This window comes from Streptomyces sp. NPDC088157 (assembly GCF_044741545.1).
In the GTDB taxonomy this organism is placed as follows: Bacteria; Actinomycetota; Actinomycetes; order Streptomycetales; family Streptomycetaceae; genus Streptomyces.
Genome location: NZ_JBIUSU010000004.1, coordinates 158,007 through 184,086, shown reverse-complemented (window position 1 = coordinate 184,086; position 26,080 = coordinate 158,007). Strand labels below are relative to the sequence as shown.

General features: G+C 69.4%; 24 protein-coding genes and 4 pseudogenes. 12 read left to right on the top strand and 16 right to left on the bottom strand.

Annotated features, from left to right (window positions below):
- Nucleotides 1–3: 3 nt before the first annotated feature.
- The 3 genes from ACIPFH_RS16715 (at nucleotide 4) to ACIPFH_RS16705 (ending at nucleotide 4,454) form a co-directional block, all read left to right on the top strand.
- On the top strand, nucleotides 4–984 hold the full coding sequence (locus tag ACIPFH_RS16715) for an FAD binding domain-containing protein (protein WP_401827214.1): 981 nt from the start codon (nucleotides 4–6) through the stop codon (nucleotides 982–984).
- On the top strand, nucleotides 981–3,167 hold the full coding sequence (locus ACIPFH_RS16710) for a xanthine dehydrogenase family protein molybdopterin-binding subunit (RefSeq protein WP_401827213.1): 2,187 nt from the start codon (nucleotides 981–983) through the stop codon (nucleotides 3,165–3,167). The genes ACIPFH_RS16715 and ACIPFH_RS16710 overlap by 4 nt, the downstream gene beginning before the upstream one ends.
- Before the next feature lie 123 nt (nucleotides 3,168–3,290).
- Nucleotides 3,291–4,454 (top strand): XdhC family protein, encoded by a 1,164-nt coding sequence (locus ACIPFH_RS16705; protein ID WP_401827211.1) that lies wholly within the window; start codon nucleotides 3,291–3,293, stop codon nucleotides 4,452–4,454.
- 62 nt (nucleotides 4,455–4,516) lie between these two features.
- Here the strand turns inward: ACIPFH_RS16705 and ACIPFH_RS16700 are convergent, their stop codons facing one another.
- The 4 genes from ACIPFH_RS16700 to ACIPFH_RS16685 form a co-directional block, all read right to left on the bottom strand.
- On the bottom strand, nucleotides 4,517–5,182 hold the full coding sequence (locus ACIPFH_RS16700) for a response regulator (RefSeq protein WP_401827209.1): 666 nt from the start codon (nucleotides 5,180–5,182) through the stop codon (nucleotides 4,517–4,519).
- Nucleotides 5,179–6,447: a sensor histidine kinase gene (locus ACIPFH_RS16695; protein ID WP_401827208.1), complete on the bottom strand. Its 1,269-nt coding sequence runs from the start codon at nucleotides 6,445–6,447 to the stop codon at nucleotides 5,179–5,181. The genes ACIPFH_RS16700 and ACIPFH_RS16695 overlap by 4 nt, the downstream gene beginning before the upstream one ends.
- 425 nt (nucleotides 6,448–6,872) lie before the next feature.
- Nucleotides 6,873–7,328 (bottom strand): MarR family winged helix-turn-helix transcriptional regulator, encoded by a 456-nt coding sequence (locus tag ACIPFH_RS16690; RefSeq protein ID WP_401827206.1) that lies wholly within the window; start codon nucleotides 7,326–7,328, stop codon nucleotides 6,873–6,875.
- Nucleotides 7,329–7,534: 206 nt separating this feature from the next.
- A complete protein-coding gene (locus ACIPFH_RS16685) occupies nucleotides 7,535–8,008 on the bottom strand; it encodes a MarR family winged helix-turn-helix transcriptional regulator (protein ID WP_401827204.1) in 474 nt (157 codons plus the stop codon).
- A 72-nt stretch (nucleotides 8,009–8,080) separates the two neighbouring features.
- Here ACIPFH_RS16685 and ACIPFH_RS16680 point away from each other — a divergent pair, with 72 nt between their 5' ends.
- Nucleotides 8,081–8,872 carry an SDR family NAD(P)-dependent oxidoreductase gene (locus ACIPFH_RS16680; protein WP_401827203.1) on the top strand — a complete coding sequence of 264 codons (792 nt, stop codon included), beginning with the start codon at nucleotides 8,081–8,083 and terminating at the stop codon, nucleotides 8,870–8,872.
- Nucleotides 8,873–9,249: 377 nt separating this feature from the next.
- Here the strand turns inward: ACIPFH_RS16680 and ACIPFH_RS16675 are convergent, their stop codons facing one another.
- Nucleotides 9,250–10,158 carry an NADP-dependent oxidoreductase gene (locus ACIPFH_RS16675; protein ID WP_401827201.1) on the bottom strand — a complete coding sequence of 303 codons (909 nt, stop codon included), beginning with the start codon at nucleotides 10,156–10,158 and terminating at the stop codon, nucleotides 9,250–9,252.
- Between the two features lie 170 nt (nucleotides 10,159–10,328).
- Here ACIPFH_RS16675 and ACIPFH_RS16670 point away from each other — a divergent pair, with 170 nt between their 5' ends.
- Nucleotides 10,329–11,609: a LuxR C-terminal-related transcriptional regulator gene (locus ACIPFH_RS16670; protein ID WP_401827199.1), complete on the top strand. Its 1,281-nt coding sequence runs from the start codon at nucleotides 10,329–10,331 to the stop codon at nucleotides 11,607–11,609.
- Nucleotides 11,610–12,166: 557 nt separating this feature from the next.
- Here ACIPFH_RS16670 and ACIPFH_RS16665 read toward each other — a convergent pair.
- The 8 genes and pseudogenes from ACIPFH_RS16665 to ACIPFH_RS16630 form a co-directional block, all read right to left on the bottom strand.
- Nucleotides 12,167–12,409 (bottom strand): antibiotic biosynthesis monooxygenase family protein, encoded by a 243-nt coding sequence (locus ACIPFH_RS16665; RefSeq protein ID WP_401827197.1) that lies wholly within the window; start codon nucleotides 12,407–12,409, stop codon nucleotides 12,167–12,169.
- A gap of 422 nt (nucleotides 12,410–12,831) precedes the next feature.
- Entirely contained in the window at nucleotides 12,832–13,371 is a 540-nt protein-coding gene (locus ACIPFH_RS16660; RefSeq protein WP_401827196.1) for a heme-binding protein, read from the bottom strand.
- A 272-nt stretch (nucleotides 13,372–13,643) separates the two neighbouring features.
- On the bottom strand, nucleotides 13,644–14,207 hold the full coding sequence (locus ACIPFH_RS16655; RefSeq protein ID WP_401827195.1) for a MarR family winged helix-turn-helix transcriptional regulator: 564 nt from the start codon (nucleotides 14,205–14,207) through the stop codon (nucleotides 13,644–13,646).
- 73 nt (nucleotides 14,208–14,280) lie between these two features.
- A complete protein-coding gene (locus ACIPFH_RS16650; protein ID WP_401827194.1) occupies nucleotides 14,281–14,673 on the bottom strand; it encodes a hypothetical protein in 393 nt (130 codons plus the stop codon).
- A gap of 335 nt (nucleotides 14,674–15,008) precedes the next feature.
- Nucleotides 15,009–15,995 carry a YdcF family protein gene (locus ACIPFH_RS16645; RefSeq protein ID WP_401827192.1) on the bottom strand — a complete coding sequence of 329 codons (987 nt, stop codon included), beginning with the start codon at nucleotides 15,993–15,995 and terminating at the stop codon, nucleotides 15,009–15,011.
- A gap of 70 nt (nucleotides 15,996–16,065) precedes the next feature.
- Entirely contained in the window at nucleotides 16,066–16,590 is a 525-nt protein-coding gene (locus ACIPFH_RS16640) for a hypothetical protein (protein ID WP_401827190.1), read from the bottom strand.
- Nucleotides 16,578–17,759: an FtsX-like permease family protein gene (locus ACIPFH_RS16635; protein WP_401827189.1), complete on the bottom strand. Its 1,182-nt coding sequence runs from the start codon at nucleotides 17,757–17,759 to the stop codon at nucleotides 16,578–16,580. The genes ACIPFH_RS16640 and ACIPFH_RS16635 overlap by 13 nt, the downstream gene beginning before the upstream one ends.
- A gap of 19 nt (nucleotides 17,760–17,778) precedes the next feature.
- Nucleotides 17,779–18,224: pseudogene (locus ACIPFH_RS16630) on the bottom strand (ATP-binding cassette domain-containing protein); the annotation flags it as partial.
- Between the two features lie 89 nt (nucleotides 18,225–18,313).
- On the opposite strand from ACIPFH_RS16630, the gene ACIPFH_RS16625 reads away from it, so the two are divergent.
- Nucleotides 18,314–18,469 (top strand): hypothetical protein, encoded by a 156-nt coding sequence (locus ACIPFH_RS16625; protein WP_401827187.1) that lies wholly within the window; start codon nucleotides 18,314–18,316, stop codon nucleotides 18,467–18,469.
- Between the two features lie 226 nt (nucleotides 18,470–18,695).
- The gene (locus ACIPFH_RS16620) at nucleotides 18,696–19,046 is read left to right on the top strand and encodes a DUF4333 domain-containing protein (protein ID WP_401827186.1); all 351 of its coding nucleotides are present in this window, start codon (nucleotides 18,696–18,698) and stop codon (nucleotides 19,044–19,046) included.
- 60 nt (nucleotides 19,047–19,106) lie between these two features.
- On the opposite strand, the gene ACIPFH_RS16615 is transcribed toward ACIPFH_RS16620, so the two are convergent.
- A complete protein-coding gene (locus tag ACIPFH_RS16615) occupies nucleotides 19,107–19,592 on the bottom strand; it encodes a MarR family winged helix-turn-helix transcriptional regulator (protein WP_401827185.1) in 486 nt (161 codons plus the stop codon).
- Between the two features lie 84 nt (nucleotides 19,593–19,676).
- Here ACIPFH_RS16615 and ACIPFH_RS16610 point away from each other — a divergent pair, with 84 nt between their 5' ends.
- The 3 genes and pseudogenes from ACIPFH_RS16610 (at nucleotide 19,677) to ACIPFH_RS16600 (ending at nucleotide 22,047) form a co-directional block, all read left to right on the top strand.
- The gene (locus ACIPFH_RS16610; protein ID WP_401827184.1) at nucleotides 19,677–20,729 is read left to right on the top strand and encodes an ABC transporter permease; all 1,053 of its coding nucleotides are present in this window, start codon (nucleotides 19,677–19,679) and stop codon (nucleotides 20,727–20,729) included.
- Nucleotides 20,730–20,867: 138 nt separating this feature from the next.
- Complete coding sequence (locus ACIPFH_RS16605; protein ID WP_401827183.1) at nucleotides 20,868–21,329, top strand: MarR family winged helix-turn-helix transcriptional regulator; 462 nt, start codon at nucleotides 20,868–20,870, stop codon at nucleotides 21,327–21,329.
- Nucleotides 21,330–21,422: 93 nt separating this feature from the next.
- Nucleotides 21,423–22,047: pseudogene (locus tag ACIPFH_RS16600) on the top strand (TetR/AcrR family transcriptional regulator).
- Between the two features lie 688 nt (nucleotides 22,048–22,735).
- Here the strand turns inward: ACIPFH_RS16600 and ACIPFH_RS16595 are convergent.
- Nucleotides 22,736–23,539, bottom strand: a pseudogene (locus tag ACIPFH_RS16595) (IS5 family transposase).
- A gap of 850 nt (nucleotides 23,540–24,389) precedes the next feature.
- A complete protein-coding gene (locus ACIPFH_RS16590; protein ID WP_401827182.1) occupies nucleotides 24,390–24,845 on the bottom strand; it encodes a hypothetical protein in 456 nt (151 codons plus the stop codon).
- A 355-nt stretch (nucleotides 24,846–25,200) separates the two neighbouring features.
- Between ACIPFH_RS16590 and ACIPFH_RS16585 the strand changes: the two genes are divergently transcribed.
- Both ACIPFH_RS16585 and ACIPFH_RS16580 read left to right on the top strand, forming a co-directional pair.
- Nucleotides 25,201–25,626 (top strand): hypothetical protein, encoded by a 426-nt coding sequence (locus ACIPFH_RS16585; protein WP_401827181.1) that lies wholly within the window; start codon nucleotides 25,201–25,203, stop codon nucleotides 25,624–25,626.
- Nucleotides 25,627–25,635: 9 nt separating this feature from the next.
- Nucleotides 25,636–25,995: pseudogene (locus ACIPFH_RS16580) on the top strand (DNA helicase); the annotation flags it as partial.
- Between the last annotated feature and the right edge of the window lie 85 nt (nucleotides 25,996–26,080).

The following is a 26,080-nucleotide window of genomic DNA, read 5'->3' as shown; positions in this document are numbered from 1 at the left end:
CCCATGCATCCCTTCACCTACACCAAGGCCGCGGACATGCGTGAGGCCCTCAGCGCCGGTTGGCGTGGCGGGCGTTACATCGCCGGCGGCACCACGCTCGTCGACCTGATGCGGGAGACCGTAGAGCGTCCCGGCGTGCTGGTCGACATCAGCACCCTGCCGCTGCGCGAGGTCACCGTCACCGAGCGCGGCGGGCTGCGCATCGGCGCCCTGGTCCGCATGGCCGAGGCCGCCGCCCACTCGAAAGTGCGTGTCCTGTATCCCGTCATCTCCGAGGCGCTGGAGCTGAGCGCGTCGGCCCAGCTGCGGAACATGGCGACGATCGGCGGCAACATCATGCAGCGCACCCGGTGCACGTACTTCCGGGACGTGACCGCCGCCTGCAACAAGCGTGAACCCGGCTCCGGGTGCGCCGCGCTGCACGGCTACAACCGCAGCCATGCGATCCTCGGTACCTCCGACGCCTGCGTGGCCACCCATCCCTCCGACGTCGCCGTGGCCTTCGCGGCACTGGAGGCGACGGTGCACGTGCTGGGCCCGGACGGGGAACGGCGTATTGCGTTCGCCGACTTCCTGCTGCGGCCCGGCAGCACCCCGAACCGCGAACAGGCCCTGCGCAAAGGCGAGTTGATTACCGCGGTGGAGATCCCCGCCCTTCCGCGCCCACTGAAGTCCGGCTACCTGAAAGTGCGCGACCGCCAGTCCTACGAGTTCGCGCTCACCTCGGCCGCGGTCGCGCTGCACATCCGCAGCGGCATCATCCGCGAGGCGAAGGTCGCCGCCGGCGGTGTGGGTACCGTGCCGTGGAAGCTGCCTGCCGTCGAGGCCCACCTCATCGGCGAACGCCCCTCCGACCGGCTGTGGGCACAGGCCGCCGAGCACGCGGCCGACGGGGCCCGCCCCCTCACGCACAACGGCTTCAAGGCCGAGCTGCTCAAACGCACCGTCGAGCGCCAGCTGCGCACCGTTGGAGGCATCAAATGAGCCAGCCGCAGGCAGCAGTCGGTGCGGGGCTGCCCCGGGTCGACGCACGGCTGAGGGTGACCGGGGGAGCGAAGTACGCCGCCGACAACAATCCCGACGGGGTCGTGCACGCGGTCATCGTGGAAAGCAGCATCGGCCGCGGCCGGATCACGGGCGTCGACACCCGCGCCGCCGAAGCCCAGCCCGGCGTCCTGAAGGTGATCAGCCACCTCAACGCGCCCAAACTGCCGCCCGTCGAAGGGCGGTTCCCGCCGGGCAAGCCGCTGCGCGCCTTCCAGGACGACCGGGTCCAGTTCTTCGGACAGCCCGTCGCGGTCGCGGTGGCGACCACGCTGGAGGTCGCACAGCACGCCGCGAGCCTGGTGAAGGTCTCCTACGCCGCCGAGACCTCCTCGACCGACCTGAGCGTCGGCGACGCCGACGGAGAAACCCAGACCTATGCACGCGGCGACGCCGACCGGGCCCTGGACTCCGCCCCCGTCCGGCTCGAGAGCGCGTACCGGACGGCCCGCAACCACCACAACCCGATGGAACCGGCCGGCATCGTCGCCCACTGGGACGGCGACCGGCTGACCGTCTGGGAGAAGACCCAGTACGTGCAGGGCGCCGTGTTCACCCTGTCCGGCGAGTTCGGCATCCCTCCGGGCAACATCCGCGTCATCTCGCCGTTCGTCGGCGGAGCCTTCGGCAACGCCGCCCGCACCTGGGTGCACTCCGTCATCGCGGCCATGGCCGCACGCGAAGTGAAACGCCCCGTGAAACTCGTCCTCACCCGCAGGCAGATGTACTTCACCGTGGGATTCCGGCCCGCATACGAGTACGGACTGCGACTGGGTGCCGACCGAGGCGGCCGTCTGACAGCGTCGGCGCACGACGTCCGCGCCGAGTCCTCCCGCTACGAGACGTACAGCGAGAGCGTTCTGGTCCCGGGCCGGATGCTCTACAGCACGCCCAACGTCCGCCAGGCGTACGACCATGTCCCGCTGGACGTGAGCACGCCGTGGTTCATGCGTGGCCCCGGCTACGCCAGCGGCACCTACCCCGTCGAGTCGGCCATGGACGAACTCGCCCACGAACTGGGCGTGGACCCGATCGAGCTGCGCCTGCGCAACGAACCGGCCGACGACGAGTCCAGCAGCCTGCCGTTCTCCACCCGCCGCCTGCGCGAGTGCTACCGCACGGGCGCCCGTGAGTTCGGCTGGCACCGGCGCAACCCCAAGCCCCGCTCGACGCGTGACGGTGACTGGCTCATCGGCATGGGTATGGCGGCCGGTGTCTACGACACCGCGCGCAGCGAGGCCCAGGCCTCGGTCAGGCTCGACGCCGACGGCACCGCCCTGGTGCAGTCCTCGACCAGCGACATGGGCCCCGGCACGGCCACGTCCATGAGCCAGGTCGCCGCCGACGCCCTCGGCCTGACGATGCGTCAGGTGACCTTCCGGCTCGGTGACTCCCTCCTGCCTCCGGCCCCCGTCCACGCCGGTTCGCAGACCATGGCCAGTGTCGGATCCGCCGTCCAGGACGGCTGCGACAAGCTGCGCAGGCAGGCGATCACGCTCGCGGTCAATGACGAGGGATCACCGCTGCACGGCGTCGACGCCGCCGACATCGTCGTACGAGGCGGCCGGCTGTACGTGAAGGACGACCCCGCACGCGGGGAGACCTACCAGCGGCTCCTGGCCCGCAACGACCGGACCCATCTCGAAGTGCTCGGTTCGTACGCCGGGGCGCCGGAACCCGAGAGGTTCTCTCTCTACGCCTACTCCGCGATCTTCGCCGAGGTGGCCGTCGACGCCCGCCTCGGCCTGGTCCGGGTCCGGCGCATGCTCGGCGTCTACGACGCCGCCCGCATCGTCAACCCGAGGCTCGCCGACAGCCAGGCCATCGGGGCCATGACCGGCGGGATCGGTCAGGCCCTCCTTGAGCACACGGTCACCGATCACCGCGACGGCCGGATCGTCAACGCGAACTTCGCCGACTACCTCGTGCCGAGCCACGCCGACATCCACGACCTGAAGGCGATCTTCATCGACGGGGAGGACTACGAAGCCGACCCCATCGGCGTCAAGGGACTCGGTGAGGTCGTCATCGTCGGAGTGGCGCCCGCCATCGCCAACGCGGTGTTCAACGCCACCGGCCGCCGCATCCGCGAACTGCCCATCACCGCGGAAGCACTGCTCTGAGCCCCCCGGGCGGCCGGTGTACCCCACAACACGCGGCTACCCGGGTACCAGGGCCGTCGTCGCGGTTTCCTCCCCTAGGGCGCGGCGACGGCCCGTCAACCCACACCTCACGGAAAGCCCCCCATGCTGAACATCACGGACACCCTGCACGACTGGTGCCACGAGGGTCGGCCGTTCGCCCTCGCCACCGTCATCGACGTCAGAGGCAGCGCACCTCTGCCGGTCGGCACAGCACTGGCGGTGGACGCCGACGGCAACGCGGTCGGTGGCGTCTCCGGCGGCTGCGTCGAAGCTGCGGTGTACGAACTGGCCCGCCAAGTGCTGGCAGACCACGCCGCCCCCGCACGCGTTTCCTTCGGGTACTCCGACTCGGATGCCTTCGCCGCCGGCCTGACCTGCGGCGGAGAGATCGGCGTCCTGGTACAGCGCGTGGAGCCGGGCGCACTACCCCATCTCGCCGCCGCCCTCGATGCCGTGACCGCGGGGCGTCCGTCGGCCGTCGCCCACGTCGTCGACGGTCCCGGTGAACTCGTCGGCCGTATGCTCCACATCCCCGCCGAGGGCACCCACGACGGCACTCTTGGGGTCGAGAGCGAGGACCAGGCGGTCGTGGCGCATGCGCGTGCGCTCCTGCGGGCGGGTCGTACCGCCTCGATCGAGGTCGGCGGCAGTGAGAGAGAATCCGAGAACCCGGACGACGGCACCTGCCCGCGCAAGCTCACCGTCCTCGTCCACGTGCACGCGTCCCGCCCTCGCATGCTGATCTTCGGCGCCGTCGACTTCGCCGCCGCCCTCAGCCGGGCGGGGAGCTTCCTCGGCTACCGGGTGACCGTCTGCGACGCCCGCCCGGTCTTCGCCACCCCCGCCCGCTTCCCGCACGCCGACGAGGTCGTCACCGACTGGCCCCACCGTTACCTCGCGGCGACCGAGACCGACGCCCGCACCGCCGTCTGCGTCCTCACCCACGACGCCAGGTTCGACGTCCCTTTGCTGAGTCTGGCGCTGACTCTTCCCGTCGCCTATGTCGGCGCCATGGGCTCGCGACGCACCCACGAGCACCGGGTCGACCTGCTCAGGGAAGCCGGCGTCTCCCAGGACCAACTGGCGCGTCTGCACTCACCGATCGGCCTGGACATCGGAGCCCTTACTCCCGAGGAGACAGCGATCTCCATCACGTCGGAGATCATCGCCCACACCAACCGCGGCACGGGCCTGCCTCTTTCACACGGCGTCGGCCCCATCCACGTTCCCGCGCAGCCTCTGTCCGGCCTGGTGACGGCGCCGTAACCCCCGCACAAGCGATGCGGCCAGCCGCAGGGCCGCCGGCGCACCGAGTGGTCAGCGGCCGATCAAGCACCGGGGCGGGCGCGGCCGGTCTGGTAGGCGATCACCACGAGTTGGGCGCGGTCGCGGACGCCGAGCTTGGCCATGATGCGGTTCACGTGGGTCTTGGCTGTCGCGGGCGAAATGTGGAGCTGTTCGGCGATGGCGTCGTTGGAGAGACCCGCGGCCACGAAATCGAGCACTTGACGCTCGCGGTCGGTCAGGGTGTTCAACTCCGGGGCCGGAGCGCTCGTCCGGTCGGGTGTGGTGAGGTAGTGGGCGATGAGTGCCCGGGTCGCCCTGGGTGACAACAGCGCATCTCCCCGGGCGACCAGCCGGATGGCGTCGAGGAGGTAGGAGAGCTCCACGCTCTTTCCCAGGAATCCGCTGGCTCCGGCACGTAGCGCCTGGAAGACGTGCTCGTCGGCTTCGAAGGTCGTCAGGATCAGCACCCGTACGCCCGTGAGGTCTTTGTCCGCCGAGATGGCGCGGGTGGCGGCGAGGCCGTCCATGTCGGGCATCCGGATGTCCATCAGCACAACGTCGGCTCGGGTGCTGCGGGCCAGTATGACCGCCTCTTCGCCCGTCGCGGCCTCTCCGACGACTTCCAGGTCCGGCTCCGACTCGATGAGCATGTGGAAGCAGGTGCGGACGAGGGCCTGGTCGTCGGCGAGCAGAACGCGGATGGTCATCCCTGCCTCCCCTCGGCGGTGTTCGCGGGCAGGTCCGTGCCGGACCGATCTGACGTGCGGTTGTCGGCCGGTGGTCCGGCCGCAGGCAGCGGCAGCCGCACCGCGAGGCGAAAACAACCGTCGGTGTCCGCTTCGGCATTGAGGCTGCCGCCGACCGCCTGGACACGCTCACGCATGCCCGTCAGCCCATGCCCGGTGCCCATCGCCGCCGACGCGGGGTACGGGCCGGAGTGCAGAGGGTTGGTGATCCGAACGCGCAGTTCGCCGGGCCTGTAGTCGACGAGCAGGTCCGCCTCGGCGGTCGCGCCGTGCTTGTGAGCGTTGGTCAGCCCTTCCTGGATGACGCGGTAGGCAGTCAGATCGATGGCGGTCGGCAGGGGGAGCGGATGGCCGGCCTGCCGGTGGCGGACATTCAGCCCGGCGGCGGCCAGCGATTCGAGGAGCCCTCCGAGTCGGGACAGGCCGGGCACGGGTTCGGTCAGCTCCGTCTCGTCCGTCTCGTCGCCGGATTGCCGTAGTACGTGCAGCAGCGGGCCCAGTTCGTCCAGGACTGTGCGGCCGGCCTCACGGATGTGACCGAGCGCCACCTCGGCCTGATCCGGCCGGCCCCGAAGGAAGCGGCCGGCGACTCCTGCCTGAATGGTGATCAGGGCGATGTGGTGGGCGATCACGTCATGGAGTTCCCTTGCGATGCGCAGCCGCTCTTCGGCGACCCGGCGGCGGGCCTCTTCTTCCTTGCTCTCCTCCGCCCGCAGCGCTCGTTCCTTCATTGCGGCGACGTAGTCGTGCCAGGTGCGCACGGTGCCCCCGACGGCGGCGAACATCCCGGTCCAGGCGAACACAGCGTCGGCCTCCGGGCTGGAGGCCGAATCCGCCGCCCACGTCATGACGGCGTACAGGGCGAGGGCCGTGCCCAAGGTGACGAACAAGGCGGTCCGCCGACGGACTGTTCGGGCTACGGTGTAGACCGCGATCAACGCGGCGAGCTTCAGTGCCCGCGACGGATACGACGCGAGGACGGTGAAGGCCACCTCCCCGAGCACTGCCAGCGCCAGGACGGGCAGCGGTGCTTGGCGACGGGCCAGCAGAAGCATGAAGGCGGCCACCGCGGCGACGGCGTCGGCGCCGGACGGCCGGATGCCGTCGGGCCACTGTCCGAACAGTTGGGGCAGCAGCCCGATACAGCCCACGAGAGTGGCGAGGGTGGCATCCACCAGACGTGGGTGAGTGCCGGTGACCCGTTTCAGCGATGCCGGTCCGATCACGGCTTCACCATCCCTTGGTGCCGATCCTCGGCTTCGGCCAGATGCTCCCGCCTGTCCTTACGCCTGAAGGCGTACGAGCGGGTTGAGGGTGTGACCGCTGCAACCGGGGTCACGCGTTGCCCCGCGAGGGTCACCACGTGGCCATGTCCCGGAGGCGCAGCCGCTGGCTGTGGCCCGTGTCGACGTGACCACGTCGGTGGCCTTTCGGTGAAGAGCGCAGACCGGCTGCGGGGGGGCGCGGCCGACGAGGCTCCATCCGCGTAGCGGTGCACCAGCCAGCCTGGCGACGAGGCGCGCGGCATGCCGCCGTCGACGGCGGCATGGGAATGCGCTGCATGACTGCCGACCAACAGCCGGCTCACGAGGCACCTATCGCCTGTGAAGCCACGTTGATCACAGGGGAGCGGGTCGGCGAGCCCACCGCCTCACGCCTCCCGGACCACTTCGGCCACCTCGTCGAGGAGTGCCCTCAACTGTGCGGCTTTCTTCGGACCGAGCTTCTCGGCGATCCGCAGTTCGATGTCCACGATCACGGCCTCGGCATCCCGCAGGGAGTCGCGGCCGGCGTCGGTGAGGTGCAGTTCCTGCACGTGGCGGTGGCGCGGGTGCGGTCGGCGTTCCAGTTGACCCCGCTCCTCCAGGCGGGCCACCTGGGAGGCCACTGCTTGCGGGGTGACGTTCAGGCGGCGGGCCAGTTCCGCGCCGGTCAGGCCGGGATCGGTGTGGACGGAGATCAGCAGGGTGTACTGCGCGGCCGCGATGCCCAGCGGTCGTAGCCGCTGGTCCTTCCGGGCCTGGACAGCCCACTCCGCCCGCCGCAGGGCCCAGGTCACTCGGGTCAAGTGCTCGGCAGGGATCGGCCGGTCGTCATCCTTTGTCACCCGGTGAGAATACGGCACCTGGGGACTTGGCAAGTACTTGATTGTTCTCAAGTGTATGAATTATTCTTGATTTGGCCGAGCGGCTGATCTCCGACGCGTCCGCGCATCTGCCGCGCGATCCTCGTGGTGTGGGTACGGTCGGCGGGCCGGATGGCGTCGGTCCTCACAGGGGGCCACCCGGGAGGCCACTGCTTCGGGGTTGCCGCTCAGTCGACGGTACTGCGGGCTGAGACCTTGCGAACCGTCTCGGCCACTTGGTCGAGCAGCGCTCGCAGCTGCGCTGTCTCCGAGCCGAGACCATCGGTGACCTGCCGCTCGATGTCGGCGATCACTGCGTCGGCCGCACGCAACGCCTCCCGACCGGCGTCGGTGAGGTGCAGCTCCTGAATGTGCCGGTGGCGCGGATGCTCACGTCTCTCCAGTTGCCCGCGGCTCTCCAGGCGCGCCACCAGTGAGGCGATGGCCTGTGGAGTTACGTTGAGGCGGCGGGCGAGTTCGGCGCCGGTCAGCCCCGGCTCGTCGTGCACGGAGATCAGGAGCGTGTAGTGCGCCGCCACCATGCCCAGCGGTCGCAGCCGCTGCTCCTTGAGGCTCTGCACCGCCAGCTCTGCGCGGCGCAACGCCCATGTCACCCGGTCGAGCGCGCCGAGCCCGACGGGCTCCTCGTCATTTCGTATCACGCGAGAAGGATACGACACTTAAGAACTGTCAAGCGTTTGACACTCCCCTAGCGATTGAGGAATGCTGGTCCTATGAATCGCACCATTGCTCTGATCACTGGCGCCTCCTCCGGCATCGGCGCCGCCTACGCCCGTCTCCTGGCAGACGACCACGACCTCGTCCTGGTGGCGCGACGGGCCGACCGGCTCGCCGACCTGGCCGAGGAACTCCGATCCCATGGAGCAGCAGTCGAGGTGCTGCCCGCCGACCTCATGACTCAGGACGGCATCGCCGCTGTCACCGACCGGCTCGCCGCCGGGGACGTGCGCATGCTGATCAGCAATGCCGGCGCCGGCGGCTACGCCCCGCTCGCCGACGTCGACCCTGCCGACATCGACCGCCTGCTCACCCTCAACGCTGTCGCCCCCATTCGGCTGGTCCACGCCGCGCTTCCCGGAATGCTCGCGGCAGGCGAAGGCGTGATCGTCACTGTCGCCTCGCTCCTCGCCTTCAGTGCGGGCCTGACTGATTCGCGAGCACCCCGGCGCACCCTGTACGTCGCCGCGAAGGCCGCCACCTTGGGCTTCACGCGCACCCTCGCCGGTGAGCTCGCCGACACCCCGGTTCGCGTCCAGGTGGTCTGCCCCGGCGTTGTGGCAACAGAGTGGAACAGTGGCGCCGGCCGCAGCATCCCCTGGGCGATGTCGCCCGAGGACGTGGCAGCGGCCAGCCTGGCCGGGCTGCGCCTGGGTGAGACCGTCTGTGCCCCCGGTCTGGAGGGTCAGGACTCAGCCCTGGACGCCTTGCTCTCCGCAGAGGCCGCTTTTGTCACGGGCGGCAACCACCCGACACCCGCGGCTCGCTACACCGAGCCGCGGGATTAAGACCCTTTTTCCAGGCGCGCAATGGGGACGTGAACGCGGCGATCGGGATCTTCGAGTTCTTCGCGAGCCTGTGCGACTCCATGCCCGGCCAGGTCAACGACGGCGGAAGTCTGCTGGACATGGCCCATGCTCTGGGGAGCCTCGGCCGAACAGTTGGCTCGGCGGCTTCGCTACCCTGCCCGGTGGCCATCCCGCCGCCCGGAACGGACCGCGACGGCATCCCATACACGCGGGCGCGGGCAATGGTTGACCCCCGGCGTCCCGTCCGACGCCGACGGTACCGATGGCGTCGACGCGAACGGGCACACCGACATTGAGAAGGATTTCAACGAGTTCGCGGGAGGGTGACGCCGTTTCTCTCCACGGCCCTCCCTATGCTACGGGCGCAGGAGCACCTTGCCGCGCGCCCGGCCGGTCTCGCTCAGCCCGTGCGCCTGGGCGGCGTCGGCGAGCGGGAAGCTTCGGTCGACGCGTACGCTCAGTCGGCCGTCGGCGGCGAGGCGGGCATACTCGGTGAGCTCTGGCCCGAACCGTCGGTTGTCGCCGGAGAAGGTGATGCCCAGCTCGAAGGCCCGGGGATCGGAGATGGTGACGATGCGGTCGGTGGTGCCGCCGCGCAGCTCCATGGAGACATCCAGCGCGTCGATGCCGGCGACGTCGTAGACGGCGTCGACGCCCTGCGGAGCGACGGCGCGGACCCGGTCGGCGAGGCCGTCGCCGTACACCACGGGGATCGCGCCGAGAGAGCGCAGGTAGTCGTGGTTGGCTTCGGACGCCGTACCGATCACTGTGGCACCGCGGGCCACGGCGAGCTGGACGCCGACGGAGCCGACCACGCTCGCGGCTCCGTGGATCAGCAGCGTGTCGCCCTGGCCCACCGCGAGCTCACCCAGCGCACGGTCGGAGGTCTCGACGGCCACGGGCAGCGCGGCGGCCATCTCCCAGTCGAGGCCGGCCGGCTTGGGCGCGAAGTCCGAGGCCAGGGCGTACTCGGCGTAGGAGCCGGTCTCGGTCCAGGCCATCACCTCGTCTCCGACCGAGACACCGGTGACGCCCTCTCCCACCTCGTCGATGATGCCGGCCGCTTCCATGCCTGGGACGGCGGGAAAGGACACGGGGCCCATCATCTCCTGGACCCAGCCGTGACGAATCTTGAAGTCGATGGGGTTGACGGCGGCGGCCACGATCCTCATCCGCACCTGCCCGGGGCCGGCGTGCGGCTCCGTCACCTCCGCCAGCCGCAGAACCTCCGGACCGCCGTACTCCTCGTACGAGATCGCCTTCACGCCTGTCACTTCCCGTCGTTCGTGTGCCTCAGGCCGCCGTTGCGGCAGCCGGTCGTGGACAACATCCCCAGCCTCCGGCTGGGCGGCTCGGCTGTCGCTGTCTTTTCGGACGGTTCGAACTAGCCGAAAGGACGATTCGATGGGAGGGCCGGATGCTTACGCTGGCGGGCATGAACCTGATGGCCGCAGTCGAGTTGATCCAGGCGCCGCTATCCGAGACCCTGCTGCGCCTGTCCGCCGTCCTGGCGGAGGCTGTTCCGCACCGGACGATCGCCCAGCTCTCCGGCAACTGCGCGTACTCGCCGTTCCTGACCCACGGTGAGTCCCCCGGCCGACCCGGCTCCATCGTCACCGCCGCCGACCTGGCCGCGCTGCGGCCGCTGCTGCCGGCGAGGGGAAGCTGGCAGGGGCGGGCGCGGGTGGCGGGTGTCGACGTGCCCGTGCTGGCCCTGACCAGCGACATCACCGGGCAGAGCGCGCTGCTGGTCGTCGTACGGACCGAGGACACCCCGGTACCGGAGGAGCATTTGACGCCCGCCCAGTTGTTGTGGGACCTGGTGGCCGCGCACCGGGACGGTCTGCGGACCGAGGCGCTCCCGGGGTCGCTGGCCGCGTCGCGAGCCGCGGCGGCGGCACGGGCCGCAGCCATCGCCGAACTCCGCGACGCGCACGGGGGCGTGCTGACCGCTCTGCTCGGCGTCCTGCGCGACCGCGCCCTGGACGACACGAACGCCCGTACGCGCGCCGTCGACGTCGCCGTTTCGGCCCTCGCTGACCTGCGGTCACGGGCTGAACTCGACCAGTCGCTGGCGGAGGAGCGGGCCGGGGACGCCTTTGAGCGGCTCGCCGTGTCGCTGCGCCGAATCCTGCGCGCACGCAACGTACGGCTGGAGCTGGGCCCGCCCGGCGTGGAGGAAGGCGCGGACCGCTTGCTGCCCGCCGATGTCACCGACACGGTGCTTGCCGTGGTCCGGGCCACCGTGCACGCGTCACTGGACGACCAGGGCCACGGTCCGGGAGGTGACGGAGAGCACCGCGTCCATGTCGGGTGGAAGGTCGGTACCGACGAACTGCGCGCCACCGTACGAGACAACGGACCCGGGACCCTGTCCCGCAGCGCCCTCGACGCCCGCCGGGTCAACGAGCGTCTTGCACCGCTCGGTGGGCGGGTCGACTTGGACGCGGTGCCAGGCTGGGGCACGACGGTGATCTTCGAGATCCCGCTCGCCTCGCCCAGCACACCCCGTCAGGATCCGCTGACCGCGCTCGGCGCGCGGGAGCTGCAAGTGCTGGGACAGCTGGCCCGCGGCCGGCGCAACCGGGACATCGCGCAGGATCTGCACATCAGCGAGTCGACGGTGAAGTTCCACGTGGCGAGGATCCTCGGCAAACTGGGCGTCAGCTCCCGTGGGGAGGCGGCCGCCCTCGCCCACGAATGGGGCGCCGCATAGCCTGTGCCGTCGGCAGATGACCGGGCTGTCGCAGCGGCGACCAGGAGTTCCGGGCTGTCCAGCTACCTGTTTCATTCCAGTGCACCGGAGTGCCCCATTGCTCGGCCGGTTCGGGCGGTGAGCTGATCACAGTACGGACACCTTGGTCCGACACCGGGCACGTCCGCTTGAGTACACCCCTCGCACGCGTCGAATCGCCCTTCAGCAGGCGGAGTTGAGAAGGACGTCGATGTCCCGCCGTGCCCTGGGGCTGCCGACCCGTGGGCGCTCCAGGCAGCGATTGCGTCCTGCATTGTCCGGCCGTCCAATGGGATCACCTACATCGCCGACCAGGCGGGCTGCCTGGCTGGCGATGTAGGTGACAGTCTCATGCGTCCTCGTGTACGTCCTGCCGCCGCGTTTTCTCTTCACGGACCAGGCCGAGCAGTTCTAGCACCGGCTGGTCGGGCAGGGGGACCGTTCGGCGTCATCGGCGCGAATCCTCCACCGCCAAGGGATTGCACGTCGCCAGACGTCGTGTGCGTGGCGAACGGCGGCCTTGCCTCGGGTAGCGGTCGTCATTCGCCTTCGCAGATGCCCTCGACAGCGAACTTCTGGTGCAGGTGCGGGTAGGCGACGGTGCCGGCGGAGTAGCCCGCCAGGTGGGAGGCGAACTCCGGGTTGGCGAACGCGGCACGGAGGTGCTCGGTGGATTTCCGGACCGCGACGTTGGTGAACAGCCGGCTGCCGCCGATGCCGCGGTACAGCTGCACCGAGAGGAAGCCCCCGACTTCTTCATGTACTCCGCGTCGTCGGTCCAAGCGGCCACCACCTCGGTCTCCTTGCCTTCCGGGGCGACGAACGGGTTGATGATGGTGACCGGACCGGTCTCCTCCGCCTGCTGGTCGAGGAAATCGGTGGACTCGTCGAGGTTTTCGAACTGCAGCATGGTTGCTCCATGAGCTCGATGGGCTGTCAAAGTCACTTCCCGACACGCGGTCTACAACAGTTGGCAGCGATCACGACTGAAGGGCGGAACAGGTGAGGGCCTTCCGGTTCGGTGTGGATTGCGACGTCTGCACCGAACTGAAAGGCCCTCGTGATCCCCCGTAACGCACCCCTGACCAAGATCGGACGCCTGCTGCGCTTGGCCCGCTGTGTGGTCAAGGGCAACTGGCCCCACGGTGGGTTGCAGAGCGCTTCCAAGTCTTCCCGGCCGCCGTCCGGCGGCGGGCGGGAAGGGTCAGAGTGCGCTCAGCGCAGCGCGGGCGACCTCATCGTCCTGGACCGGGGTGCCTCCGCCGACCGCGAGGGCGCCGATGAACTGGCCGCTCTCGAAGATCGGTCGGCCGCCGGCGAGCAGGCTGGCGCCACTGGCGACGTGGGAAGCGATCTGGGCCGGGTCCTTGATGTTGGTGGCCAGGTCGGCGGTGGCGGCCCGGTAGGTGCGCGCGGTGTGTGCTTTGTGGGGTACCAACGCGGCTGCCGCCGGGCTGTTGTTGTCCATGCGCAGGGATGCCTTTGTCTCCCCGGCGGAGTCGACGACCAGCACATACATGGGTGGAAGATTTGTGTGGTCCCGCACGTAGCGGATGGCGGCCTCGGTGAGCCGCTGAGCCTGGGCCAGGCTGATCGTCCGCGTCGCGGTCGATCCCATGCTGCCCGTGACGGCCGAGGCGCTGTCGGCGAGCATCTGGCTCAACGCCACTCCGCCCGCCACCGCCCCCGCCATCCCGAGCATTCCACGTCTCGTGGCCAGGGTGTTGCCGGACTCTTCTGTCATGGCTTTACTCCTGCGTTCTTATAGGGAACGTTCTTACGCATCTCGGGATCTTCTTGGGCGTCCTGTCCGCGCCGACGGGCTGGTTGTTGCCCGCGACCCTGGATGCCTGGTGCGGAGGACGGGCGATGGCGTTGGCCACCGCACCCCTCCCAGTCACTTCATGCATGAAGTTATATCCGCGTCACTTCATGGCGCAACTGATGTCGCGAGTGATGTACTTCACGCGTGAAGTCATGTCTCGTGCCTGAAACGAGACGTCACGGCCTTAAGGCTCAGTGGAAATCGGCGCTGCCCGCTGCCTGGGCGATGCGCCGCGCAATCTGGGTCATCTGACGCACCTGTGCGGGCGAGAGGCTGTCGAAGACGAGGTGGCGGACCGTGGTGACGTGCTCCGGGGCGCTGGCTTCGAGCTTCGCCATCCCTGCGTCGGTCAGGCCGGCCAGGGTGTAACGGCCGTCGGTGGGATCGGGGCGGCGGGTGAGCCAGCCGCGCCTCTCCATACGGGTCGCGACCTGGGACAGGCGCGGCAACTGACCCGCGGTGAAGTCGGCCAGCTCGCTCATGCGCAGCGTGCGCTCGGGGGCCCGGGACAGGCCTACGAGGACCTGGTACTCGAAGTGTGTGAGCCCGGCGTCGCGCTGGAGCTGCCGATCCATTGCCGCGGGCAGCTTGGTCACCATGCCGACCAGGGCCATCCAGGCGTGGAGTTCCTCCTCGTTCAGCCACCGGAACGGTTCCGCAGCCTCGCTGCCCCTTGCCGACTCGGCTTGCCCGCCGGAGCTGTGTTCGCCGGCGGGTACGCTGCGGGTCCGCTTCACGGGGCGGTTCTTGGCCATGAAACGGATTCTATGCGCGAGGGATGAACGGCCTTCCTTGCGAAGCGGCCGACCAGGCGGTCAATTCGGCTCGTTAACCTGCGCACGAAGGTTCTTCTGGCGGCGGGGGGGAGTCGCACACGTTCGTCGAGTCCTGCCGCAATGAGTTCTCGGCGGACCAGGTCGTGGCCCCGCAGATCCTGGTGGAGTCGCCGCATTCCACGCGCGCACGGTCGAACTCGAACTGATCCCCGCACTGCGCCACTACGGCCTCGGCCTGATCCCGTCGAGCCCGCTGGGCGGTGGCCTGCTCGGCGGCACCCTGCAGAAAGCCGACAGCGGTCGACGCTCGTCCCCCGACTTCCTGGCTGCTGTCGAGCAGCACCGGCCACAGCTCGAACGGTACGAAGCCCTGTGCGCGGACCTCGGCGAGCGGCCAACGGACCCTCGCCTGGCTGTTGCACAACCCGGCGGTCGCGACCACCATCGTCGGGCCGCGCACCCCCCGAGCAGCTGCACGAGACACTCCGGGCCGCGCACCTGACCCTGTCCCCAAAGATCCTTCTCGAGCTCGACGAGATCTGGCCGGGTCCCGGCGACGTGGCTCCGGAAGCGTATGCCTGGTAGCTCGGCCACCCAGGCGTCAAGCACGGCCGATTGACCGAGTTTCGCGGCGCCAAGAACCACCTCCGTTGGTCCGGCCGATCGGCCTGGGCCCCCGAGCCGATCTACGAGCCCGGCCGAGGAGACGGTTCCGAGGCCGTGCCGAGGCGGGCCCGAACTCGGTCCCGCGCAGCGCGGTTCAAGGACGGGAACTCAGTCTCAGGAGGGGAGAAGGAATCCCATCAGGGCGAGCAGCACGCACGAGCCGAGGTTGACCGCCCGGTAGCGGATGGTCGCGCTGGGCCAGAAGTAGGCGGCGGTGGGCGAGCCGATGACCTGGCCGTTCACGCCGGTGCGCCGGGCCGTCAGGGCGGCGCGGAAGACGTGGAAGTTGTTGGTGACGACCACACACCGGTGGTCCGGCTCGCGTTCCCGCATGAGCACCTCGCTGAAGCGCAGATTCTCCTCCGTGCTGCGCGAGCGGTCCTCCCGTACGACATGCCGCTCCCGGACGCCACGGGCGATGAGGTGGTCGGCCATCGCCTCCGCCTCGGGCAGGTCCTCGTCGGGGCCCTGGCCGCCGGAGGTGACCAGCACGGGCGGCGTACCCCGCGCCGCCTGCGCCTCGTACACCGCGCGCGCCCGCTCCAGTCTGCTCGCCAGCAGGGGCGGCACCCGGGAGCCGCCGATCAGACCGGATCCGAGGACGACGACGAAGTCCACGTCGTGACGGACCTTCAGCCGTGCGTAGAGGAAGGCGTAGGCGAGGAAAGACAGGAAGACGTACGAGACGTAGCCGGCCACGAGGAGGACCGCTCCGGCGACGCGCCGCAACGGCGCCGAGTCGACGTCGGCGGCCGTCACGGTGAGCGTGACGCAGCCGAGGACGGCCAGCCCCGCCAGCCCGGAGAGCAGGTTGGCGGGGCGTCGGCCCTCCTTGCGGACCATCGTCACCCCGTTCGCGATCAGGAACAACGCGAGGGCCAGCACCCCCAGAGCCAACAGCGCGAAGGCGAGGGTCACCGCCGCGAGGAGTGGTGCGGGCGCGCTGCCGGCTGCCACTTGGGCGAGCAGCGCCACGGTCAGCAGGACGAGGGACAGTCCGAGCAGGACGGCGTTGCCGAAGCGGCGGGGGTCTTGCCGCGTCCGGGCCAGGAAGAGCAGGAAGGCCAGCCCGGCGAGGATCGCGAAAATGACGGCAGGCATGGGTTGTTGTCACCTTTGCTGATCGGCGGGGCGTTGTCCTGACGCGGGATGTGGCTACGGCGGTGGCCTGCTACTCGGGGCGTGGGCCCGACTGCTCCGTGACCGACCTCAGCAGCGGGCGGCTGAGCGCGCCGGCCGCCAGCACTCCCCCGACGCCGACGCCGAAGCACAGGACGAGCAGGGCTATGCCGCCGATGTCGACAGATGTGCCGCTACCGAGGGTGAGCGGGGAGGCGGTGAAGATGCCGGTCAGGGCGGCTCCGCCGGCGCGGACGGCCACGGGGAGGAGGGTCTCCTTGCGGCGGGCCGCGTCCAGGGTCCGTAGCGGTGTACCCGCGAGGCGGAGCAGGCCGTAGGTGCGGCGGCGGTCCAGGACGGAGGCGGCCGCGGTGATGCCCGCGGAGGCGATCGCGGTGATGAAGGAGACGCCGAGGATGACCCGGGTGGCGGCGGAGAAGTCCTTTGAGAACAAGTCACCCTGCCAGAAGACGTCGGTTCCGGTGACCGGGTACTGGCCGGGTACGAGGGACGTCAGCGCGGTGCGGGCGCGGTCCAGCTTCTCGGTGCCGCCAGGCACGGTGGCTACGACCTGCACGGTTTCCTCGCCCCCGGGGCGACCCAGTCGGTGCTCGTGCCGACGGTGGCGGTGATCCCAGCGTGTTCCAGGCGGTGCCGCTCCTCCTGTTGGACCACGGCCACCCGAGCCTTGGGAACGGCCACCGCGAGGGTGTCAGGATGTCCCATCGGCGAGATGCCGGAGGCCCCGAAAAGAGCGAAGAACCCGGCCACGAACCCGGCGAGGGTGAGCCCGGAGACCGTACGCCAGCCGCTCTTGGGATCGTCCAGCAGGCGGCGGCCGGCCAGCAGGGTCGCCGGCTTCCGGGCAAGTGCGCAGATGATCCGCCCGAGGACGCCGACCACCCACGGGCCGATCACGGACAGGGCGAGGAAGACCACGGCGAAGAACGCCAGGACACCGTTGATCTCGCTCTTGTGCTGCTTGGTGAACAAGTAGTAGCCCAGGATCACCGCGACGAAGGCCAGGGCGCGCAGGAAGCTCATGCGGGGTGGCTTGGAGCGGCGCGCCACGCCCAGCGGGCCGACGACGACCTGGCGCAGCCCGACGAGCGCGCTGACGACCACCATGGCGACGACACCGGCGAGCACGGCGAGCAGCACCGGGAGCCCCACCCACAGGTCGGCCGCGTACCAGGAGCCGCCCGCCACGGACACCCGCGCGGCGGCCGGCAGGAGCAGTCCATATCCGATGGTGCCCAGCACTGCGCCCGCCGCGCCGGTGAGGGCCGCCTCGGCGGTGATCATCCCGGCGATCCGCCCCGGGGTGGCGCCGATGAGCCGCAGTGCGGCGAGGCGCTGGTCACGGCGGGAGACCGACAGACGGGCGGAGGAGGCTCCCAGGACCAACAGCGGTACAACGACGAGGATGGTGGCGATGTTCGACAGAGCCACGTACTGGCCGCCGATGCCGAAGGCCAGGGACCGTCCGGTGAAGTCGGCGACCCGCGTGGGGGTGACGATGTCGCCGGGGCGGCTCCCGTCGTCTTCGCGCGGGGCGGTGACGGCGGCGGCGGTCGGCTCGTGGCCGACGACCGCGACCAGTTCGCCGGGGCGGGCCAGCGCCGCGCGGCCGAGGGTTCCCGCCGCGGTGCCGGGGACGGGATGCCGATCGGTGGGAAGGCGGTGGAGGAGGTCGGCGAGGGCCGGGGAGACCCACACCTCACCCGGTTTGGGGAAGCGGGGCATGCCGGGCGGGACGGGGGCCACGCTGCGCCTGCCCGCCGGACAGCTGTCCGGGCCGCCGCTCCTCCATGCCCGCCAGGCCCAGCGGCGGGAACCACTCCCGTGCCCTCTGGACCGCCTGGCGGCGAGGCATGCCGCCGAGCATCAACGGCAGGCGAGCCGCACCGCAGCGAGCTGCGCCGGACCCGCTTCGGCTTCGTCTTCCAGTCCGGCCAGCTGCTGCCGGAACTGCCCGCCGACGAGAACGTGGCCGGCGAGCATTACCTGGCCCTCGTCGGGGCGTTCGATGCCGGCGAGGCAGTGCAGCAGGGTGGACTTGCCCGAGCCGGACGGACCCATGATCGCCAGCGACTCGCCCGCCGCGACGGACACGTCGACACCGGCCAGGGCGCGGGTCAGACCGTAGGACTTCTTCAGACCGGCGCCCACCAGGACGGGGTGGGTGGCGGTCGTGCGGTACGAGTTCATCGTGCGGCCTCGACGGTGACGAGGGCGCACAGGACGAGGCACAGCCCGGCGAACGTCGCCAGGCCACTTGGAGAACGGTGAGGATCTGCATGCCGTCGACGATCCCGCCGGACGCCCGCTCCCGTCCTCGGCCGCCGGGCCGGTCCGGTGCGGTCGGCGTCGGCCTGCGGGCCGACCCGCTGCTGCTCCCCCGGACCGCCCGGCGGGTGGAGCGCCCGGCCACCGCGTGGTGCAGGAAGCGCTGACGAACGTGCACCGCCCCGCCCCTGGTGCGGACGTCGTCATCCGCCTCGTACCGGACCGGCACTCCGGTACGCCACCGCCAGCTGGCGCCCGCCTGACCCGTAAATCGGCCTGCGGGCCGACCCCGGCCGCACACTGTCGGCCGACCGGCCGAAGCGCAGCCACCGTCCGGCGCGCCACTCTCCTGGTGACAGCCTCACCGCAGCAAGCGCATCGCAGGAGAGAAACATGAAATACGTCGCTGTGTCCCTGGTGACCGCCACCGTCGTGGCCGTGGGCGGATTCGCTTTCGTGGCCGTACCGCGACTGCTGAGCACGGAGTCGACCAGCACCGTCGGTTCCACCGGGGCCGTGAGCCGTACGGAGGTCGAGAAGCAGGTCCGCGAGAACTACTCCCTGCCGCTCGTCCAGGAGAAGCCGAAATCCGTGAGCTGCGCCGGAGGTCTCAAGGCGCGGCAGCTCGACTCGGTCGAGTGCACTGTGATGTCCGAGAACGGGAAGCGGCAGCAGATCATAGTGTCCGTGACCAAGGCCAACGGGAACAGCGTCTCGTACGACTATGCGGTGCTGGAGCAGTAGGAGTGGCGTCGTCTGCCCCTCGCCCGGATGCCGACTCGGCGCGCCAGCTCTTCCGGACGATCACGCCGCGCCGGAGCCCGCACCACGCAGGTCCAACGGTGGCAGGGCATCGGGATTGAGCTCGGCAAGCACGCGGAGCAGCAGGGAGTGAATGACTGCCCGCTCGGCGGGGGCCAGGGCCACCAGCGCTTCTCGGTCAAGTCGTTCCACCACCTCCCGCGCCAGATCGGCGAGCTTCGCGCCGCCGTCGGTGATGGTCAGCTGGACGGTTCTACGGTTCGAGGGGTGATCGTGGCGAGCCACAAGGCCGCGTTCCACCAGTGCGTTGACAGCGGCCCCCATGGACTGGGGCGTGAAGCCGGTCCTGCGCGCGATCTCCGCCGCGGAGGTTCCCGGCGTCCAGCTGACGTGCTGCAACGCGTTGTGCTGCGCCGCCGTGAGGTCGAGCGAACGCAACGCTCTCTCGAGCCGCGTTCCCATCACGTGGACCATCTGCCACGCCAGGTAGCCCATGCGTGTGGACGGATCTGCGTGTGTGCGGCTCATGAGCGGCTCCGACAGTAAGGTACCTGATATTTCTATGATACAACTATAAGGCACCTTGTAATAAGAGACGGAGAGCCCTCCCCCATGTCCACATCACCCACCCCTTCCGCCGAGGCGCGCCATGCGCCCCATCACCACGCGATGGACACCGCTCCGGCGCCCCAAGGGGCCACCGGAGTGAAGGGAGTTTTGCTACCGGTCGCGATCGTGCTGGTCATCGGCTCGATCTTCGTCAGCGTGTTTCTGGCCGCCTTCCACGCCCCCCGGCCGCACGACCTTCCAGTCGCCGTCGTCGGGACGACCCAACGGCTCGAACAGGTCACTGGAGGGCTGGAGCTCGGGCTGTCCGACGGTTTCGAGGTGAAGCGCTACGCCGACGAGAATGCGGCCCGCCGCGCGCTGCAGGACCGCAAGGTGTACGCCGCCTATGTCACCGGCTCCGGGAAGTCCGCCACGCTGCTGTATGCGGGAGCCAACGGCCCTTCGGTGACCTCGACGGTCACTGGCGCCTTCTCCGGTGTCGCCAAGGCGAACAGTGACCGGTTGACCGTGCGCGACGTCGTGCCGGCCTCCGCGGGCGACACCCGCGGTATGTCGGTGTTCTACGCCGGGTTCGGCGTCGTGCTGGCCGGATTCCTGTTCGGCATGATGACCTACCAGATGGCTCCGCGACTGGAGTACCGGTGGAGATTGGCCAGTCTGGCCTCCTTCAGCGTCCTCAGCGGCGTCCTCGTGGCGGCGATGGCCGGGAGCCTCGGCTTCGCGGCACTGCCCGGTCCCTTCCTGGGCATCGCGGGGATCATCGCGCTGATGGCCGCGGCCGTCGGCAGTGCGACCATGACGTTCATGCGTGTCTTCGGCCGAGCCGGGATGTCGCTGGCCGCCGTGGTCCTGCTGACCTTCGGCAACAGCACGAGCGGTGGCACGCTGCCCGCCGCCTACCTGCCGGGCTGGCTGCATCCGCTCTCGGAGGTCCTCCCGGTGGGAGTCGGCGTACGGGCCGTCCAGGGCTTGTCCCACTTCAACAACGACGGTCTGACCACGGGGATCGTCGTCCTGGTGGCGTGGATCCTCGTCGCCGCCGTGATGCTCTTCTGGCTTGATGCCCGCGGACCCCGCCGCGCAGCCGTCGACTGACCCGGCTCCCGCCCTGCCCCATTCCCGGGCACGGTCCGTGGGGAACGGGAGCGGTGTTGGTCCATGGCAGAGAGACGCAGCCGGGTTGTCCGGTAACGTCCCGGCGAGCAGCACACCTCGCTCTCGTAGACTGCGGCCGTGACCGACGCCGCGTTCCCCACCACCGGATACCTCGCCTGGCAGTTCTCCCAGATCATCGCCGGACGGCTGGAGCGGGCACTGCGCGCGGAAGACCTCACGCTGGCGCAGCACAACGCTCTGCAGCAGGTCCTCTGGACGCCGGGGGTGTCCGCCGCCGAGATCGCGCGCCGTTCGGGCATCACGGCCCAGTCCATGGGAGCCGCAGTGAGTCAGCTCGTCGAGCGAGGACTACTACGACGTGAGCCGCACCCGACCAGCCGCCGCAGCATGCAACTGCTCGCGACCGCCGAGGGAGACGCGACCGCCGCTCGTGCCGCTTCGATCGCCCGGCGGATCGAACGGGAGACGACCTCACCACTCTCCCCGGACGACAAGGACAGCATTCACCGTCTGCTCTACCGTTTGGTCGAGGAACTGAACCCCGATGCCCTCGCTATTGACAGGCCCTCCTTGAACTAGCCCTGCAGCCCTGGCTGTCCAGCGGATGCAGCTGTCGGCTCCGCGGCGTCGATGTGAGAAAGAGACATGGACAGGTTGAGCGGACGGAAAGCCATGACCCGCGCCGAGAGCCGTCCGCCGTCGAACGGATCCATGCGCGGTCGCCCGCGCAGCGAAGCCGTGGAACAGGCCATCCTGGAGGGAGTAATGGCCCTCCTGGAGGACGGTGTTCCACTGGGTGATCTCTCGGCGCGTCGCCCGCACCGCTGGCGTCGGCAAATCGGCCATCTACCGCCGCTGGAGCGACAAGGAGGATCTGTTCGTCGACGTCAGACGCGCTGTCGAGTCCGCCGTACCCGAACTCCCGGGCACCTCGATGCGGGACGACCTCGTCGTTCTCCTGGAGTCGCTGCGCCAACGCAGCCTGGGCAGCCGCTTGTTGGCGATCCTGCACAACGCGCACGTCCAGACGAGGAGCAGCCCGAAGATCTGGGCGGCCTACCATGCCGGCGTGATCACTCCCCGGCGTGACCTCGGACTGGCGATCCTCCGTCGAGGCCGGACGAACGGGGAACTTCGTACGGACATCGACCTGGAACTGGCTATCGAAATGTTCGTCGCTCCTCTGCTCGTCCGCTCGTTCGTCGACCCCGACCCCGACCTCCCGGACGGACTGGCCGAGCAGATCGTCGACGCCATGCTCCATGGCCTACGGCCCGTCAACTCCCCAAGCGCTTGATCAGAGCAGGCCGCCTGAGCGGTGCGAAGGCCTGAGTCCACCGGCCGCGGCAGCACCCACGGTGCTGTGGCCGATGAACCGCCGCAGGCCGCATCGGCCACAGCACCGTGATGTGAATTGCCGATGACCAGTACATACCCCGAAGCAGCTCCCTGAACGGACCGCCAGTAACCGTTGCGGACGCGGGCGTTGATCGGCTCTGCGCGGTTGCTGGGACGCTACTGAGCGATGCTGAGTGCTCAACTGGCCAGGCGGGGCAGCAGGCAGTGGGCGTTGGCGGTGGTCAGGGACTGCCAGGTGGTGCCGTCCCCGGGGGGGGGGTGGGGTGTCGGCGAACGTGGTGGCGTGGATTTCCGCAACGAGGCCGGGGTCCAGCAGTAGTCGCTGCCGTACAGCAGTCGCTCGGGGTCGACCAGGTTGAGCAGGCGTAGGTTTGGTGCTGAGGGTGCACCGCGCAGACTCCACCAGACTCGATCAGCCGCTAGGTTCCCCGACCGCCAACTGAAGTCTGGGCCGAGTGATCGACTCACCCGGCCGCACGTCAGGCAGGTAATCTCCTGGGGTTGTGCAGCACCTCTTCGGCCCGGCTGACCAACCTCGGGGCGGGGACCGCCGCATCCAGTCCGCGCCCCACCCGGTACGCGTGTTCACCGGAAGGGTGTCTCAATTGCAGCGCCGCTAACTGGCCCTAACAAAGCCTTTGGACGTGTCCGTGGGTGATCAGGCAGACGGCGAGTCCGAGGAAGGCCTCGTGGATGTCGTCGCGTCGTCCCACCGGATCCGCAGGCGGCGAAAGCCATGCAGCCAGGAGATCGTCCGCTCGACGTGCCCAGGCCGGTGCCGTGCGGCTGGCCGCGTTCTGCGATCGCAGGCCGGATCCCGCGTTGCCGCAGGAGCCGGCGGTACTTGTCGTGGTCGTAGCCGCGGTCCGCGAAGAGCATGTCGGGCCGCCTGCGCGGCCGGCCGACGGCTCCCGCGACGGCCGGGATCTTGTCCAGCAGGGGCAGGAGTTGGGTGACGTCGTTGCGGTTGCCGCCGGTCAGCGACACCGCGAGCGGGATGCCCTGACCGTCGGTGAGGACGTGGTGCTTGCTGCCCGGTCGTGCACGGTCGACCGGGCTGGGCCCGCTTTTGGGCCCCGGCGGGCCGCCCGGACGTGGGAGGAGTCGATCACCGCCCGCGACCAGTCCAGCTGGCTCTTCGACCGCAGCTTGTTCAGCAGCAGCTGGTGCAGCTGATCCCAGACACCGGCCTCGTTCCAGGCAGCGAGGCGGCGCCAGCAGGTCATCCCGGAGCCGAAGCCGAGCTCCTGGGGCAGGTACTCCCACTGGATCCCGGTGTGCAGGACGAACAGGATCCCGCACAGAGCCTGCCGGTCGGGCACCCGAGGCCGCCCTTCCACCTGCTTCGGTGGTGGCTCGGGCAGCAACGGCTCGATCAGCGACCACAGTTCGTCCGACACGATCCACGGCCGCGACTGACGCTTCCCCATGCCCACATCAACGAACGATCAAGCCAGCAGTCACATGATCAAACTGCTTTTGTTAGAGCCAGTAAGAGGCGCACGCCCCCCGAGGGCGAGTACGTCACCGGCTTCCTCACGCCGGCCAGGATCCCAGCCACCTCCTGTCCACGGGCAGGCTCCGGTCAGGTCTCGCCCTCCTCCAAGATCCGGACCATACACGGGCCAGCGCTCTGCAGCCCACCTCGGCCATGGACGTTTCGGCTGGTCAGAGGAGTGTGAAACGTGTACCGCCAACAGACGAAGAACCTGCCGGTGATCACCCCGGCCCTGGTTTCTGCAGCCGCTCATGCAGCCCCGGCGTAATGACGTCTGATCATGCTATTCACAAGCAACAACCCACCGAACGGCGCGAATGGAAGGCGATTCGACCCGGATTCGACCCCGGCCCCCTTCCATCATGGCAACGACCAGCTTTGATCTGCAGCTATGCAAATTCTGCCGCTGTGCCAGCCGTATGCCGCCAAATAGACGCCACAGAAGCGCCGTTAAGGACATACCTCGCAATTTAATGATCACGAATCAACACGCCCGACGGCGCAGGCACACGGCATGACTGCTGTCCCTACTGCCGAGGGCAGCGACACGACGCCTCGTATCACTGCTCTCACCAGGGACTTTCAGGCGCTCTTCCGTGACACGGAAGGCGTATTGCGCCTCCGTGGAGACCTTCCTGACGATGTCGCCACGACCGAAAGACGGGAGCCAACCCCCATGCCGCACATCACAGCTTTCGCCAGAGTCCAGTGGTTCGCGGTGTCAGCGGTCAGCCAGAGCGTCTGGACGTGCGGCCTCCGTCCCGCAGCAGCGGCGGGCGCGGTCAGCGGCGGCTTCGGCTGCGGCTGCGGCTGCGGCTGCAGGCACGAGCGTCACGGGGAGCCAAAGAGAGCTGACGGCAGGCGTTGTCGGCCGACAGCAGGTCGTCGGCGCGGATCACGAAGGCGCAGACTCGCGCTCGCTGCAGCCCGAGGCCGGTCAGCAGACCCAGGGCCGCCGCTACGAGGGTGGGTGAGTGGTCGGTGAGTTCCGGCAGTACGCGTGTATGTGTAGTGGAGCTGCGGTCGGCGTATCGCACAGTGAGGGTGAGCCCGCCGACGATCCGGCATTGGCCGCGGAGGCGTTGGTCGATCCGGTCGGCGAGTCCCAGGACGGCTCGGTGATGCTGCACCGGATCGAGGCGGTCCCGTTCCAGCATGAGGTCGGCAACCAGACGCGCTGCCGGTTCCGACGGGACGACCGGGCGAGGGTCGAGGTGGACAACGAACGAAACGGGCACCACCCCGTCACCTCCCCAACCAGGCAGAGCAGTTGAGAAAATCGCTCCTGCGACGCAGCTCACTCAGGCGTGGTGCAGCAACTCAGGACGGGGCGGACGGGCAACGGTTTGCAGCCGACCGACACCTCCCATAACGGAGCAAGCACCGGGCGGGTCACGTCAGCCCTCGGGACGCCCACCACCACCCGATCGGCCGACCGCCTGCTGACACTGATCGCCCTTCGGCAGCAACTCCCAGCGCAGGTCCCCTGAGGCAAGGGCCACGCTCCAGGAGACGAGGGATGCCGCCATCCGGTCGAGCACTGCCCTAACCCGGCCCGCCACTGACGATGAGCTGTCCCGTGCCCGTCGTGTCGTGGAGCTGGCCAACGACACCAGTCGCACCAGACTGCTGGCCCTACAGCGCGCCAAGACTCCTGGCCGCGCCTTGCGGGCGCTACGCCACCGGCTCGATGCCGTACCGACCATCGACGTTCTCACCACCCACTACCCGGACCAGCAGGGCCGGGTCCTGCTGAACGTCGACCTCAGCCCCGCCGCCCACACCACCGTGCGCCAAGCTGCGGCAGCCCACGGTCAACAGCCCCGGGACTTCCTGAGCCAGGTCGTGACCGATGCCGTTATCCGGGACGGAAAAGAGCGTGCCCGCCATCTGACAAGCCGACTGGAAGAGCTGCTGGACGAGCACCCCCCGGAAGAACTACTGCTCTGCGCCGCGCGCACTCTGCTGAGCCGTACCCACTGCCGGCGAAGAGGCACGTGCGCCTCCGCCCCTTCTTGAGGAGCCTTTGTGTCCACCCCAACCGACGAGCAGGTTCACGCCCTCGACGCCTTCCGAGCAGGACACCACCTCGCCCTGCAAGCGGGAGCCGGTACCGGCAAGACCACCACCCTCGAGATGCTCGCCGCCAGCACCAAACGACGCGGCCGCTACGTCGCCTTCAACAAGGACATCGCCTGCCACGCCGCTACGCGCTTCCCGCGCACGGTGACATGCAGGACCGCCCATGCGACCGCGTACGCCGCCCTCGGCCACCGCTATGCCGGTCGGCTCAACGGACCGCGCCAACCCGCCTGGAAAACCGGCCAAGCCCTCGGCATCACCCGACACGTCCGAATCGGCGATCACGAGATCAGCCACAGGACGCTCTGTGGCACGGCTTGGGATGTTGGACGGGATATCTGATCAAGCTGCGGTGCCCGGTCATGGCGGTGTCCCCCGCCAACCCTGAGTA